This is a genomic window from Bradyrhizobium sp. (genome assembly GCF_030693485.1).
Taxonomy (GTDB): Bacteria; Pseudomonadota; Alphaproteobacteria; order Rhizobiales; family Xanthobacteraceae; genus Bradyrhizobium.
Genome location: NZ_JAUYAN010000098.1, coordinates 1 through 14,104 on the forward strand (window position 1 = coordinate 1; position 14,104 = coordinate 14,104).

Genomic DNA, 14,104 nt, shown 5'->3' on the forward strand with positions numbered 1-14,104 from the left:
GGCATGTCGCTGATCATCTTCGCCGGCATCGTCGTCAACTTCCCGCGCGCCGTGGTCGGCACCATCGAGCAGATGCAGACCGGCCAGATCGGGCTGATCACGATGGCGTTCCTGGTGCTGCTGATGGTCGGCGTGATTGCCGCGATCATCTACGTCGAGCGCGGCCAGCGGCGGATCACGGTGCAGTACGCCAAGCGGGTGGTCGGGCGGCGCCAGTACGGCGGCTCGAGCACCCACATTCCGCTCAAGGTCAACACCGGCGGCGTGATCCCGGTGATCTTCGCCAGCTCGATCCTGACGTTCCCGACGATGATGTCGGGGCTGGCGACCCCGGGCGGCTGGGCCGACGCGGCGATTCGGCAGATCAATTACGGGATGCCGCTCTACAACCTGCTCTACGTGATGAGCATCATCTTCTTCGCGTATTTCTACACCGCCATCATCTTCAACCCGGATGACGTGTCGGAGAACATGCGCAAGTACGGCGGCTTCGTGCCCGGCATTCGACCCGGCAAGCGGACCGCGGAGTACATCGACACGATTCTCGCGCGCATCACGATTGTCGGCGCGGTCTACCTGGCGATGGTCGCGATCATCCCGGAGTGGCTGATGACCGGCTTCAAGGTGGCGCCGATTCCGTTCATCGGCGAGTCGCTCGACGCGATCCTGCCGCGGTTCGTCACCAACGGCCTCGGCGTGACGTTCTTCTTCGGCGGAACGTCGCTCCTGATCGTGGTCAGCGTGACCATGGATACGGTGGCGCAGGTGCAGGGTTATCTGCTCGCCCATCAATATGAGGGACTGATCAGGAAGTCGAAGTTGCGGGGGCGTCGCCGCTGACGTCCGATGCCGCGCATTGCATCGCTTTCGCTATCCGCGCTTCCGCGCTGATCGTAGTTGGCGCTGGGCTGGATTTTGAAGCGAAGGTGCGCGGCGGGCCGCTTACCGAGCCGGGGGGCAATTATCGATGAGACTGATTCTTCTCGGTCCGCCGGGGGCGGGCAAGGGCACCCAGGCACAGCGTCTGGTTCAGAAGCACGGCATCGTCCAGCTCTCGACCGGTGAAATGCTGCGCGCCGCGGTGGCGGCGCAGACGGCTGTGGGCCTCAAGGCCAAGGACATCATGGCCAGTGGCGGCCTGGTGCCGGACGAGATCGTGATCGGAATCATTTCCGACCGTCTCGACCAGCCGGACGCGGTGAAGGGTTTTATTCTCGACGGTTTTCCACGCACGGTGCCGCAGGCCGAGGCGCTCGATGAACTCTTGAAGAACAAGCACATCAAACTCGATGCCGTGGTGGAGTTGCGCGTCAACGAGAGCGCGCTGCTGCAGCGGGTCGAAACCCGGGTCGCCGAGATGCGCGCGCGCGGCGAGGACGTGCGAATCGACGATACGCCGGAAGTGCTGGCGAAGCGGCTGGCGAGCTACCGTTCGCTGACTGAGCCGCTGATTCACTATTATTCGGAACGGCGCAAGCTTCTGACGGTCGACGGTATGATGACCATCGAAGAGGTGACCCGCGAGATCAACCGAATCCTTGCCGCGATCGGCGCGGTCGAAGCCAGGGCCGCCAGGAGAGTGGATGTGGCCAAACGGACCGCCAAGGAAGCCAAATCGGGAGCCAGGAAGGGCGTCAAGAAGGCTGCCAGCAAGGCCGGAACCGGAAAAGCCGCCAAGGCGGCCTCCGGGAAAGCGGCGAAAAAGGCAGCCAAAGGCGCCGGGGCTGCCAAAAAGCCCGCCAAGGCCTCCCGGAAGGCCGGGAAAACGGCCTCCAAAGCGAAAAAATCGGCAGGGAAGGCGTCAGCCAGCTCCAGGGCCCGCGCCGCCGCCAAGACCAGGAAAGCTGCCAAAAAGGTCACGAAAAAGCGAGCTAAACGCTAGAGACGGTTGACGAAACCAAGTTGAATCCTTTAATAAGCCCGGTATCCAGTCGGATTGTTTCCAGACGATGCCGGGCCCCGAGACAACCAAGGGGACGGGCGTCGTGTTCGCGTTTGTGGACACCCGCCCAGAATAGCTAAAAACACAGCCGGTCCCAGGGATCGGCGACAGGAGAGACTGCGTGGCCCGTATTGCCGGTGTGAATATCCCGACCAACAAGCGCGTGCTGATCGCGCTCCAGTACATCCATGGCATCGGCCAGAAGAATGCCGCCGAGATCATCGAGAAGGTCAAGATTCCCGAAGATCGCCGCGTCAATCAGCTGAGCGATCAGGAAGTGCTGCAGATCCGCGAAGTGATCGACCGCGACTATCTGGTCGAAGGCGACCTGCGTCGCGAGACCGGCATGAACATCAAGCGTCTGATGGATCTCGGCTGCTATCGCGGCCTGCGGCATCGCCGCGGATTGCCGGTGCGCGGCCAGCGTACCCACACCAACGCGCGCACGCGCAAGGGGCCGGCCAAGTCGATCGCCGGCAAGAAGAAGTAATTTCGCGAATAGCGAATTGGCGGGCGGCGAATAGTTTCTATTCGCTGACCGCTTTTCAGGTGTAGCCGCTGGCATTACGGCGGCGTTGAGATCTTAGGAAAGGTTCTGGAATGGGCAAGGAAGCCACCCGCGTACGTCGCCGTGAGCGCAAGAACATTGCATCCGGTGTTGCGCACGTGAACTCGTCGTTCAACAACACGACCATCACCATCACCGACGCGCAGGGCAACACCATTGCCTGGTCGTCGGCCGGCACGATGGGCTTCAAGGGCTCGCGCAAGTCGACCCCTTACGCCGCGCAGGTTGCTGCGGAAGACGTCTCCAAGAAGGCGCAGGAACATGGCATGCGCACGCTGGAAGTTGAAGTTGCTGGTCCGGGTTCGGGCCGCGAATCGGCGCTTCGCGCGCTACAGGCGGCGGGCTTCACCGTCACATCGATCCGCGACGTGACCACGATCCCGCACAATGGTTGCCGTCCGCGCAAGCGCCGGCGCGTTTGATTTTACGACCGCGGGCGGCATCGCCGTCCCGCGATGACTTTTGCAGTGTATTTGACGCGGCCTGATCCGCGTTCTCCAACGCCAGTGATGTAGACGGCATGGGTGAAACAGTGACGATCCAGAAAAATTGGCAAGAACTTATTCGGCCGAACAAGCTCCAGGTAACGCCGGGCACCGACGCGAATCGCTTCGCGACGCTGGTCGCCGAGCCGCTCGAGCGCGGCTTCGGCCAGACTCTCGGCAACGCGCTGCGCCGCATCCTGCTGTCCTCGCTGCAGGGTGCTGCGGTACAGTCGGTTCACATCGACGGCGTGCTGCACGAGTTCTCCTCGATCGCTGGCGTTCGCGAGGACGTCACCGACATCGTGCTCAACATCAAGGACATCTCGATCAAGATGCAGGGCGAAGGCCCCAAGCGCATGGTCGTGAAGAAGCAGGGCCCGGGCGTCGTCACCGCCGGCGACATCCAGACCGTCGGCGATGTCGTGGTGCTCAATCCCGACCTGCAGATCTGCACGCTGGACGAGGGCGCCGAAATCCGCATGGAATTCACGGTCGCTGCCGGCAAGGGCTACGTCGCCGCCGAGCGCAACCGTCCCGAGGATGCGCCGATCGGCCTGATCCCGGTCGACAGCCTGTTCTCTCCGGTCCGCAAGGTCTCCTACAAGGTCGAGAACACCCGCGAGGGCCAGATCCTCGATTACGACAAGCTGACCATGACCATCGAGACCAACGGCGCGATCTCGCCCGATGACGCGGTGGCTTATGCCGCGCGCATCCTGCAGGACCAGCTCAACGTGTTCGTGAACTTCGAGGAGCCCCGCAAGGAAGTGGCGCAGGAGATCATCCCCGATCTCGCGTTCAACCCGGCGTTCCTGAAGAAGGTCGACGAACTCGAATTGTCGGTGCGTTCGGCGAACTGCCTGAAGAACGACAACATCGTCTACATCGGCGACCTCGTGCAGAAGTCGGAAGCGGAGATGCTCCGTACCCCGAACTTCGGCCGCAAGTCGCTGAACGAGATCAAGGAAGTGCTGGCCCAGATGGGTCTGCATCTCGGCATGGAAGTGCCCGGTTGGCCGCCGGAGAATATCGACGAGTTGGCCAAGCGCTTCGAAGACCATTACTGAGTTTTCGTCGTTCCGGGGCGATGCGCAGCATCGAACCACAGATGCGCAATTGCGCATCGGGGAATCTCGAGATTCCGGGTTCGCGCTTCGCGCGTCCCGGAATGACACCCGGGCGAACGCAGGCGGCCCACCTGAGCAGATTGTCCGACGAGCCGTCGCGACAGAGTAAACATTGAGGAATTCAACATGCGTCACGGCAAGGTTCATCGGAAGCTCAACCGCACCGCGGAGCATCGCAAGGCGATGTTCGCCAACATGTGCGCGGCGCTGATCAAGCACGAGCAGATCGTCACCACGCTGCCGAAGGCCAAGGAGCTTCGCCCGATCGTGGAGAAGCTGGTCACGCTCGGCAAGAAGGGCGGCCTCTCGATGCGCCGCCAGGCGATCTCCGAGATGCGCGACCTCGACCAGGTCCGCAAGCTGTTCGACGTGATCGCGACCCGCTACAAGGACCGCCAGGGCGGCTACACCCGCATCATCAAGGCCGGCTTCCGCTACGGCGACAACGCGCCGATGGCCGTGATCGAATTCGTCGACCGCGACGTCGACGCCAAGGGCCTCGACTCCGGACCGGTGCAGGAAAAGTCCGCCGAAGCGGCGTAAGCTTCCCGAAACAGCTTTTGAAAAGCGGCGCCCGGTGCGCCGCTTTTTTATGGGTATCACCGATCATAGCGATCTGGGCAGAGCAATGAGCCGATTCTGGAGCAGCCTGACGTACGACCTCCGACCCTACGTCCCGGGCGAACAGCCCCGCATCGCGGATCTGGTCAAGCTCAACACTAATGAAAATCCGCTCGGTCCTTCGCCGCGCGTGCTGGAAGCGATCCGTGGCGAGGCGACTGATGCGCTGCGGCTGTATCCGGACCCGCAGGCCACAGCGCTGCGGGCTGCCCTGGCCAGCTACCATCAGGTCCAGCCCGAACAGGTGTTCGTCGGCAACGGCTCGGACGAGGTGCTGGCGCACGCCTTTGCAGCACTGCTGAAGCACGATACGCCGTTGCTGTTCCCTGACATCACCTACAGTTTCTACCCGGTCTATTGCCGCCTGTTCGGCATCGCCTTTGAAGCCGTGCCGCTTGATGCGGCCTTGAACATCCGCGTCGCGGATTACCTGCGGCCGGCCGGCGCGCTCATCATCCCCAATCCGAATGCGCCAACCGGCGTTGCGTTGTCTCGGGCCGAGATCGCGACCCTGCTGGCGCAACATCCCGACGCGCCCGTGGTCATCGACGAGGCCTATGTCGATTTCGGCGCCGAGACCGCGATTCCGCTGGTCGCCTCGCACCCGAACCTGCTGGTCGTGCAAACCATGTCCAAGTCCCGAGCGCTGGCGGGCCTGCGTGTCGGCTATGCGATCGGCGACGCCGACCTGATCGAGGCACTCACAAGGGTGAAGGACAGTTTCAACTCCTATCCGCTCGGCCGGCCCGCCCAGGCCGGCGCCATCGCCTCGCTGCAGGACGAAGCCTGGTTTCAACAGAGCCGGGCTCGCGTGATCCAGGGCCGGGAGCGGCTGAACGGAGGACTGGTCGCGCTTGGCTTTGACGTGTTGCCGTCCTCCGCCAACTTCGTCTTCGCGCGTCATCCGGAGCATGAGGGCGCAGCACTTGCCGCGGCACTGCGCCAACGGGCGGTGATCGTCCGCCATTTTTCCGCAGCCCGCATCTCCGGCTATCTACGGATCACCGTGGGCAGCGACGAGCAAATCGATCGGCTGTTGTCGGAACTATCGGAAATTTTGGGCAACGATCGTAGGGTGGGTTAGCCGAAGGCATAGCCCACTACTATCGGACGATCCGAGCGACAAAACTGGTGGGTTACGCTGCGCAAACCCACCCTGCGCAAATCGTTACCAACCCTCGAGCACGATCTTGCCGCGCGACTTGCCGCTCTCCAGTAACGCATGGGCGCGCTTCAGATTGGCAGCGTTGATGGCGCCGAACGCCTGGTCGAGCGTGGTGCGCAGCACACCCTTGTCGATCAGGTCGGCGACGTCGTTGAGCAAATTGTGCTGGGCGATCATGTCGGGCGTCTGGAACGATGAGCGCGTGAACATCGACTCCCAGTGCACCGAAACCGCCTTGCCCTTGAAGACACTGAACGTGAATTCCTGGGGATCGTCGATCAGGCCGAACTTGCCCTGCGGCGCAATGATGTCGGCCAATGCCTTGTAGTGCTGTTCGGTATTGGTGAGGCTGGCGATCAGCGCCACCGGCGGCAGTTTGAGTTTTTCGATCTGCTCCTTCATCGGCCTGGCGTGGTCGATCACCGCATGCGCGCCAAGATCGAGACACCATTCTTGCGATTCCGGTCGCGAGGCGGAGGCTACGACGGTAAGGCCGGTGAGCCGACGCGCGAGCTGGATCAGGATTGAGCCGACGCCGCCGGCGCCGCCGATGATCAACAGCGTGCGCGGATCGACGCTCTTGCCGGGTACCGCACCCAAACGGTCGAACAGCAATTCCCATGCGGTGATCGAAGTCAGGGGCAGGGCGGCGGACTGCGCGAAAGAAAGCGTCTTCGGCTTGGCGCCGACGATGCGCTCGTCGACCAGGTGAAATTCCGAATTGGTACCCTGGCGCAGGATCGAGCCGGCATAGAACACCTCGTCGCCCGGCTTGAACAGCGTGACGTCGGGGCCTATCGCGTCGATGATCCCGGCGGCGTCATAGCCCAGGATCTTGGTTTGGCCCGCCGGGGGTGCGGCGCGCTTGCGCACCTTGTAATCGACCGGATTGGCCGAAATGGCCTTTACGGCGACGCGGATGTCGCGGCCCTTCGGTTCCGGCTTGGCGGCCTCGAAATCGACCAGCGAGCTGGCGTCATCGATGGGAAGCGATTTCTGGTATCCGACGGCCTTCATTGGGCGGTTCTCCTTGTCGCCGGCGGCTATACGCCGGTGCTCCCGCTTTACCTGCGGTTTCAGGGCCGAAATTGCAAGGTTTGAGCGTAAAACGCGCTCCGATCAGCGAATTGCGCCCCGATGAATCGGGCCATAACCGGCCGATCGAGCCTCGCAATTGCTTCTATTCGCGGGCCGGTACGCCTATATTCGCACCATCAAATCCCCAGGGAATTTTTTCATGCTTGTTGTTCGTATGATCGCGGCCTTGCTGGCCCTTGCGGCCGCTTCCGTCCCGGCGATGTCGCAGGACCGCCGCGTGCCGAATTCACCCGTGGAGCTGCGGCTGTCCTACGCGCCGATCGTGCAGCGGGTGCAGCCGGCGGTGGTCAACGTCTATGCCGCCAAGGTGGTGCAGAACCGCAATCCGCTGCTGGATGATCCGATCTTCCGCCGCTTCTTCGGCGTTCCCGGCCAGCAGCCGGAGCAGATGCAGCGCTCGCTCGGATCCGGCGTGATGGTGGATTCATCCGGCCTCGTCGTGACCAACAACCACGTCATCGAAGGCGCCGACCAGGTCAAGATTTCGCTCTCCGACAAGCGCGAATTCGAGGCCGAGATCGTGCTGAAGGACAGCCGCACCGATCTCGCGGTGTTGCGGATCAAGGATGGCAAGGAGAAATTCGCGACACTCGATTTCGCCAATTCGGACGAGTTGCTGGTCGGCGACGTCGTGCTGGCGATCGGAAATCCGTTCGGCGTCGGACAGACGGTGACCCACGGCATCATCTCGGCGCTGGCGCGAACGCAAGTCGGCATCACCGACTACCAGTTCTTCATCCAGACCGACGCCGCCATCAATCCCGGCAATTCCGGCGGTGCGCTGGTCGACATGGCCGGCAAGCTCGTCGGCATCAACACCGCGATCTTCTCGCGCTCCGGCGGCTCGCAGGGCATCGGCTTTGCGATCCCCGCCAACATGGTGCGCGTCGTGGTCGCCTCCGCCAAGAGCGGCGGCAAGGCGGTGAAGCGGCCGTGGCTCGGCGCCCGGTTGCAGGCGGTGACGCCCGAGATCGCCGAGACGCTGGGGCTCCGCGTTCCCTCCGGCGCGCTGGTCGCCAACGTCACGGCGGGCAGCCCGGCGGCGCGGGCAGGGCTGAAACTGTCCGATCTGGTGGTCGCGATCGACGGCCAGACCGTCGACGATCCCAGCGGCTTCGACTATCGCTTCGCCACCCGTCCGCTCGGCGGCAACGCGCAGATCGACGTGCAGCGCGCCGGCAAGACCGTGAAGCTGACGGTGCCGCTCGAAACCGCGCCCGACACCGGGCGCGACGAGATCGTCCTGACCTCACGCTCGCCGTTCCAGGGCGCCAGGGTAGCGAACATTTCGCCGGCGGTGGCGGACGAATTGCGCATTGATGCCGACACCAAGGGCGTAGTGGTCACCGAACTCGCCGATGGCGCAACCGCCGCCAGCGTCGGTTTCCAGAAGGGCGACATCATCCTGGCCGTCAACAACCAGAAGATCGCCAGGACCAGCGATCTTGAAAAGGCGACGCGCGAGAGCGCGCGGCTCTGGCGCATCATCGTCGTGCGGGGCGGCCAGCAGATCAACGTCACGCTCGGCGGATGAGCCCGAAGCGCCCACGCGAAAGCGCCAACCTGTTCGCCGCCGCAGGGATGGAACAGGACGCGCCGCGTCCGTTGCCGGACCGGTTGCGCCCGGCCGTGCTGTCGGACGTGGTCGGTCAGGACCATATCCTCGGACCCGACGGCGCGCTGACGCGGATGCTGGCGACGCGGACGCTGGGCTCGCTGGTGTTCTGGGGACCGCCCGGTACCGGCAAGACCACGGTGGCGCGGCTCTTGGCCGATGCGACCGAGCTGCATTTCGAGCAGATATCCGCGGTGTTTTCCGGCGTCGCGGACCTGAAGAAAGTATTCGATGCCGCCCGCGCCCGGCGCGAGATGGGCAAGGGCACGCTGTTGTTCGTCGACGAGGTTCACAGATTCAACCGCGCGCAGCAGGATTCGTTTCTGCCTGTAATGGAAGACGGCACCGTGGTGCTGGTCGGCGCCACCACCGAAAATCCCTCGTTCGAACTCAACGCCGCTTTGCTGTCGCGTGCCCGCGTGCTGGTGTTCCAGTCGCTCGATGCCGCGGCGATCGAAAAACTGTTCGCGCATGCCGAGAAGACCGAAGGCAGGAAGCTGCCGCTCGATGCCGAAGCGCGCGCCGTGCTGGTGCGGATGGCCGACGGCGACGGCCGCGCGTCGCTGACGCTCGCCGAAGAGGTCTGGCGCGCCGCGCGCGAAAACGAGATCTTCAATGCCGTGCAGTTGCAGGAAATCCTGCAGCGCCGCGCGCCGATCTACGACAAATCGGCCGACGGCCATTACAATCTGATCTCGGCGCTGCATAAATCGGTGCGCGGTTCCGATCCGGATGCTGCACTCTACTATCTCTGCCGCATGATGGATGCCGGCGAGGACCCGCTGTTCCTGGCCCGCCGCGTGGTCCGCATGGCGGTCGAGGATATCGGCCTCGCCGATCCGCAGGCGCTGGCGGTCTGCAATGCCGCCAAGGATGCCTATGATTTCCTGGGTTCTCCCGAAGGCGAACTCGCGATCGCGCAGGCCGTGATCTATCTCGCCACTGCGCCGAAATCCAACGCCGCCTACAAGGCCTTTGGCGCCGCGATGGCCGTAGCGAAGGAGGGCGGCTCGCTGCTGCCCCCCAAGCACATTTTGAATTCGCCGACCAGGCTGATGAAGTCGGAAGGCTATGGCGGCGGCTATCAATACGACCACGACACGCCGGAGGCGTTCTCCGGCCAGGAATATTTCCCGGACGCGCTGGGCCACCGGACTTTTTACGATCCGCCCGATCGCGGTTTTGAACGCGAGATCAGGAAGCGGCTGGATTACTGGGCGAAGCTGCGCCGGGAACGGGGTGGAAGCTAGGGCTGACGGTCTTTCGTGCGCTTTTTCAGTTCCGCAAGGGCGCGGCCGGCGAAACGGCCGAGCTTCGTCGCCGCGGAATCGAGTTCGTCGGCATGGTCGGTGCGGCCCGCCTCGAATGCGCTGAACCAGCGGCGGAAGCGCGTGAGTTCATCCGGCGGCAGCTTGGCGACAGCTTCGGCGATGTCTTCGACTTTCATGTCGCCAAGTATAGCAGCTTTTGACCTGGGCGGACCTGCGGCAGATGGTTCCAATCCCGCTTTCAGGGTGGGTTGCGGGTCGGAATTTGTACCGATTTCACCGTGACCGTGCGCGGGTTTTGCGCTACCCAACGGCTTGGTCAGGAACCGAAACAATCATGAGCCTCCGCGCGAACAGTCCGCTGCCAAAGCATCGCCGGTCAGGCGATCACCCGACGGGCTTGCGTCACAAGGGCTCGCGGTCGCTGGTCGGGCTGCTTGCCGTCATTGGCACTCTGCTGTTTTTGGCTGGTGCGGCGTCAGCCGATACTGTCGAGGTTACGCCGGGTGTGCAGGTGACGAAGAAAACCTTCTCCGGACCGACCAGCGAGCAGCCGTTCTTCGGATTTGTCGTGAAGGATTCGGCGCAGAAAGCCGCTGACGAAAAATTCGTCAAGGCGATGATCGAGGCGGTGGGAACGCGGGAGAAGGCTTTTGAAGAAACGACCAAACGCGGCTGGAGGGCCGTAACCAAGGGCAACGCCGGCGAAGCGGCCCAGCGGTTCAATCAGGCCTTTCTGCTGGCGCCGGAACAGAGCGGCGTCTATCACGGCTTCGCCGTGATCGCTCAGATGCGTTTCCGTGACAACGATTTTGCCGACGAGATGTTCAGGATAGCGCGCAAGCAGCCCAATCCGTTGAAGTCGCTCAACGCGGATTACGGCAAGATGCTCCTGATCGCCAAGCGGCCACGCGATGCGCAGCCAGTGCTGGAGCAGGCCGTCAAGGACGCTCCGGATCTTCGCGACGGCTGGACGAATCTTGCCTGGGCCCGGTTGCAAAACGGCGACCCCGCGGCGGCCTGTGCCGCGGCGGACGAAGCCGTCAAGCAACGCCCTTCCGGCAACGCCAATACCGATCTGACTGCCGTGCGCAGCAGCGCGCAGTGCAAGTGAGCGGCTATTTGCCCGTCTTGACGAAATCCAGGATCTGATCGGTCAGCCGCGTATCCGCGGTGTTGATCGAATAGACCTCCGACATGTGACTGTGCTGCGGCAGCAGCACCGCGCGGGCACATCCGACCGCGCGCTTGCACGTCGCTTGCTTCATCCGATCGAATTGCAGCACGAAGCCCTCCGGGTCCAGTTCGGCGGCAGCCAGCATCAGCGGGATGTCGGTCGTCGCCAGACCCGCCAGCGAGGAGCGTTCGGCATAGCGCGCCGGATCGGTGCCGAAGTAAGCGATCTGGGTTTCGGCAAGCGGCATCGCGGTCAGGTCGTAAATGCCCGAGACCATGATCGCGCCGGCCAGACCGCCTCCCTTCACTTCGTGAAACTCGGGATGCGAGACATAGTTCGAGACGTGAACCGCGCCGGCGGAATGTCCCATCAGATAGATGCGTGAGGGATCGCCGCCGCGTTCGCCGATCCTGTCCGAGATCCATCGAACCGCGCTGGCGAGATCCCGAGCGCCCGCCGGCCAGGGTGATTGCGGTGCGAGGCGATAGGCGACATTGACGCCGACAAAACCGTTCTTCGCCGCCCACAGCATGATGTTGTCGTAGAACGGACTGGTCGGCGTCGTTCGCTTGTTGCCGCCGACGAACGCGCCGCCATGGACGAAGGTCAGCACCGGCCGGGGAGATGCGGCCGTCTCCGGCACGAAAACATCGAGCAGGTTGCGCTCGGCGGCGCCGTATTTGACGTCGCGCTCGGTCCTGACGCCCTGATAGGGCTCCTTTTGTTGCAGCGGCGCGTAGATCGCCAGGGTCTTCGGCGGGTCGATGACGCGGCCCATCTCCAGCAGCCTGACCGCGATCTCCGCCGGCATCGGGCTTTGTTGCGCCCACGCGGGGCTTGCGATCAAGGCCGCGACAAGACCAAAGGCCAATTTCGGTAGCAGCATCACGGAAGGCTTCCATTTAGGCCTGTTTTGCTCAGCATGGCCGATCCGATACCCATTTTATACCGATTTCGCCGTGACGATTCGCTGCTTTTGGGCTACCCAACGTCCAAATCCGGAGCCGCTGAGTCATGAGCCGTCGCGTCAAGAGACCCCTTCGCCCGGCGGGCGATCGCCCGAAGGGCGCGCGTCCGTACCGTGGCTCGCAGGCCGAGCGGCCGCCGGCGCGTCCGGGCGGCAAGCCCTCTGCGCGCTTTGCCGCTTCGGCGCCCCGTGCGCCAAGACCGGCGCCGTTCATTCCGGAGCCCGAGAAGGTGGCGCCCGAGCCGGCCCCGTTGCCGACCAAGGTACAGACCGTGGTGGTGACCGCGGATGAGAACAACATGCGGGTCGATCGCTTTCTGGAAGCGCGCTTTCCCGGCCTGTCGTTCTCCCACATCCAGCGCATCGTCCGCAAAGGCGAGCTGCGCGTCAACGGCAAGCGCGCCGACAGCAAGGACCGCATCGAGGAAGGGCAGAGCATCCGGATTCCGCCGCTCAAGCTCGACGCGGCCAAGGTCGTCGGCAGTCTTTCGGAAGCCGCAACCAAGACGCTGCAGGCGCTGAAGGACATGATCCTGTTCGAGGACGCCGACGTCATGGTGCTGAACAAGCCCGCAGGGCTCGCCGTGCAGGGCGGTTCCGGCATCACCCGAAATGTCGACGACATGCTGGAAGTGATGCGCGACGCCAAGGGGCAGAAGCCGCGGCTGGTGCACCGGCTCGACAAGGAAACCGCGGGCTGCCTGCTGATCGCCAAGACGCGATTTGCCGCGACCGCGCTGACCGGCTCGTTCCGCCATCGCTCCGCGCGAAAAGTCTACTGGGCGCTGGTGGCGGGTGTGCCGAAGCCGAAGCAGGGCCGCATCTCGACCTACCTCGCCAAGGAAGAGAGCGAGGACGACACCATCATGGTGATCGCCAAGCATGGCGACGAGGGCGCCAGCCATGCCGTGACCTATTACGCCGTGGTCGAAACCTCGGCCACAAAACTCGCCTGGGTTTCGCTGAAGCCGGTCACCGGGCGGACCCACCAGTTGCGCGCCCACATGGCGCATATCGGCCACGCCATCATCGGCGATCCCAAATATTTCAACAAGGAGAACTGGGAACTGCCGGGCGGACTGCAGAAGCGGCTGCATCTGCTGGCGCGCCGGATTTCGATTCCACATCCGCGCGGCGGCACCATCGACGTCACCGCGCCGCTGCCGCCGCATATGCTGCAATCCTGGAACCTGCTCGGCCTTGAGGCCGACCGCTTCGATCCGATCGAGAATGCACCTGAAGAATGATTTTGCGTGCGGCTTTCTTGCGGGCCGTGCGGCGGATCACGACATGAGATCGATGAAGAGATCATCTATCCCTGGGAGTGCGGTGCTGTGGACGCTGATGGCGGTGAGTACCGCCTCCGCGCAGGTGGTTCCGCCGGGTGGCTCGCAATTCAACCCGCCGCTGCCTCCGCCGCCGCCGCCCCCGAAGATCGAGGTGCCGGCGATTCCGAAACTGGACGCGACGCTGCCGGTGCCGAAGGTCCAGGGCCTGCCGCGCGACTCGTTCGGCGACCGCATCGCCAAATGCCTCCAGGACGGTGCCGCCGCGGGGCTCCGCCCCAATGAGCGCTCGGCCTATTCGCGCGCCTGCGCCAATCAGTAGCGGCAACCGCCAAAACCGGCTGAAGTTGCTCGCCATCGTCAGTCGGCTCGCTTTATTTGTAGTCCCCCATACCGTACTCTCGCGCTGTAACTTTAACTGGCGACAGAGTCCGAAACCCGCATGCGCGAACTGTTCGATGAAGTGGCCGGGCAATCCCGGCTCGATCCGGAGGAGGCGGTGCGGCGCACCACGCGTGGTCCGCGCCGCAAGCGCTTTTACGCCCGTGCCGGCGTGGCTGAAGGCCCCGGCGGTTTCGCGATCACGCTGGATGGCAAGCCGGTCCGTACGCCCTCTGGCCGTGCGCTGGCAGCACCCACCCGGAAGATCGCCGACGCCATCGCCGGGGAATGGGAGGCGCAGCCGGAGTTCATCGATCCCCTGTCGATGCCGATGACGCGGTTCGCCAACAGCGTCGTCGATGCCGTGGTCGATCGGGTCGAGGCCGTCACCGACGACGTTGCGA

16 protein-coding genes are annotated in these 14,104 nt (G+C 63.8%); 13 read left to right on the forward strand and 3 right to left on the reverse strand.

The genetic code is table 11. The features are described from left to right. The 7 genes from Q8N40_RS07390 to hisC form a co-directional block, all read left to right on the forward strand. A partial coding sequence (locus Q8N40_RS07390; protein ID WP_305711353.1) for a preprotein translocase subunit SecY occupies positions 1-840 on the forward strand: 840 nt, incomplete at its 5' end. Positions 841-967: 127 nt separating this feature from the next. After that, on the forward strand, positions 968-1,882 hold the full coding sequence (locus Q8N40_RS07395) for an adenylate kinase (protein WP_305711354.1): 915 nt from the start codon (positions 968-970) through the stop codon (positions 1,880-1,882). Between the two features lie 181 nt (positions 1,883-2,063). Next, a complete protein-coding gene (rpsM, locus tag Q8N40_RS07400) occupies positions 2,064-2,432 on the forward strand; it encodes a 30S ribosomal protein S13 (protein WP_305319460.1) in 369 nt (122 codons plus the stop codon). Positions 2,433-2,542: 110 nt separating this feature from the next. Continuing rightward, positions 2,543-2,932, forward strand: coding sequence for a 30S ribosomal protein S11 (gene rpsK, locus Q8N40_RS07405; protein ID WP_007603045.1), 390 nt, complete (start codon positions 2,543-2,545; stop codon positions 2,930-2,932). A gap of 98 nt (positions 2,933-3,030) precedes the next feature. Further along, entirely contained in the window at positions 3,031-4,062 is a 1,032-nt protein-coding gene (locus Q8N40_RS07410; protein ID WP_304743642.1) for a DNA-directed RNA polymerase subunit alpha, read from the forward strand. A 186-nt stretch (positions 4,063-4,248) separates the two neighbouring features. After that, positions 4,249-4,665: a 50S ribosomal protein L17 gene (gene rplQ / locus Q8N40_RS07415; RefSeq protein WP_304743640.1), complete on the forward strand. Its 417-nt coding sequence runs from the start codon at positions 4,249-4,251 to the stop codon at positions 4,663-4,665. A gap of 85 nt (positions 4,666-4,750) precedes the next feature. Further along, the gene (hisC, locus tag Q8N40_RS07420) at positions 4,751-5,827 is read left to right on the forward strand and encodes a histidinol-phosphate transaminase (protein ID WP_305711361.1); all 1,077 of its coding nucleotides are present in this window, start codon (positions 4,751-4,753) and stop codon (positions 5,825-5,827) included. 84 nt (positions 5,828-5,911) lie between these two features. Here hisC and Q8N40_RS07425 read toward each other — a convergent pair whose 3' ends face one another. Then, positions 5,912-6,925 (reverse strand): zinc-binding alcohol dehydrogenase family protein, encoded by a 1,014-nt coding sequence (locus Q8N40_RS07425; protein WP_305711355.1) that lies wholly within the window; start codon positions 6,923-6,925, stop codon positions 5,912-5,914. A gap of 235 nt (positions 6,926-7,160) precedes the next feature. Here Q8N40_RS07425 and Q8N40_RS07430 point away from each other — a divergent pair, with 235 nt between their 5' ends. Both Q8N40_RS07430 and Q8N40_RS07435 read left to right on the forward strand, forming a co-directional pair. Continuing rightward, positions 7,161-8,540 carry a DegQ family serine endoprotease gene (locus Q8N40_RS07430; RefSeq protein ID WP_305321603.1) on the forward strand — a complete coding sequence of 460 codons (1,380 nt, stop codon included), beginning with the start codon at positions 7,161-7,163 and terminating at the stop codon, positions 8,538-8,540. Then, the gene (locus Q8N40_RS07435) at positions 8,537-9,871 is read left to right on the forward strand and encodes a replication-associated recombination protein A (RefSeq protein WP_305711356.1); all 1,335 of its coding nucleotides are present in this window, start codon (positions 8,537-8,539) and stop codon (positions 9,869-9,871) included. The genes Q8N40_RS07430 and Q8N40_RS07435 overlap by 4 nt, the downstream gene beginning before the upstream one ends. Here the strand turns inward: Q8N40_RS07435 and Q8N40_RS07440 are convergent. Next, complete coding sequence (locus Q8N40_RS07440; protein ID WP_305321600.1) at positions 9,868-10,068, reverse strand: hypothetical protein; 201 nt, start codon at positions 10,066-10,068, stop codon at positions 9,868-9,870. The genes Q8N40_RS07435 and Q8N40_RS07440 overlap by 4 nt on opposite strands. A 20-nt stretch (positions 10,069-10,088) precedes the next feature. Between Q8N40_RS07440 and Q8N40_RS07445 the strand changes: the two genes are divergently transcribed. After that, on the forward strand, positions 10,089-11,003 hold the full coding sequence (locus Q8N40_RS07445) for a M48 family metallopeptidase (RefSeq protein WP_305711357.1): 915 nt from the start codon (positions 10,089-10,091) through the stop codon (positions 11,001-11,003). A 4-nt stretch (positions 11,004-11,007) separates the two neighbouring features. Here Q8N40_RS07445 and Q8N40_RS07450 read toward each other — a convergent pair whose 3' ends face one another. Beyond that, complete coding sequence (locus tag Q8N40_RS07450) at positions 11,008-11,952, reverse strand: alpha/beta hydrolase (protein WP_305711358.1); 945 nt, start codon at positions 11,950-11,952, stop codon at positions 11,008-11,010. Between the two features lie 128 nt (positions 11,953-12,080). Between Q8N40_RS07450 and Q8N40_RS07455 the strand changes: the two genes are divergently transcribed. The 3 genes from Q8N40_RS07455 to Q8N40_RS07465 form a co-directional block, all read left to right on the forward strand. Further along, the gene (locus Q8N40_RS07455; RefSeq protein ID WP_305711359.1) at positions 12,081-13,280 is read left to right on the forward strand and encodes an RluA family pseudouridine synthase; all 1,200 of its coding nucleotides are present in this window, start codon (positions 12,081-12,083) and stop codon (positions 13,278-13,280) included. Between the two features lie 52 nt (positions 13,281-13,332). Continuing rightward, positions 13,333-13,641: a hypothetical protein gene (locus Q8N40_RS07460; protein WP_305319822.1), complete on the forward strand. Its 309-nt coding sequence runs from the start codon at positions 13,333-13,335 to the stop codon at positions 13,639-13,641. A 120-nt stretch (positions 13,642-13,761) separates the two neighbouring features. Beyond that, on the forward strand, positions 13,762-14,104 hold a 343-nt coding region (locus Q8N40_RS07465), incomplete at its 3' end, for an ATP12 family chaperone protein (RefSeq protein WP_305711360.1).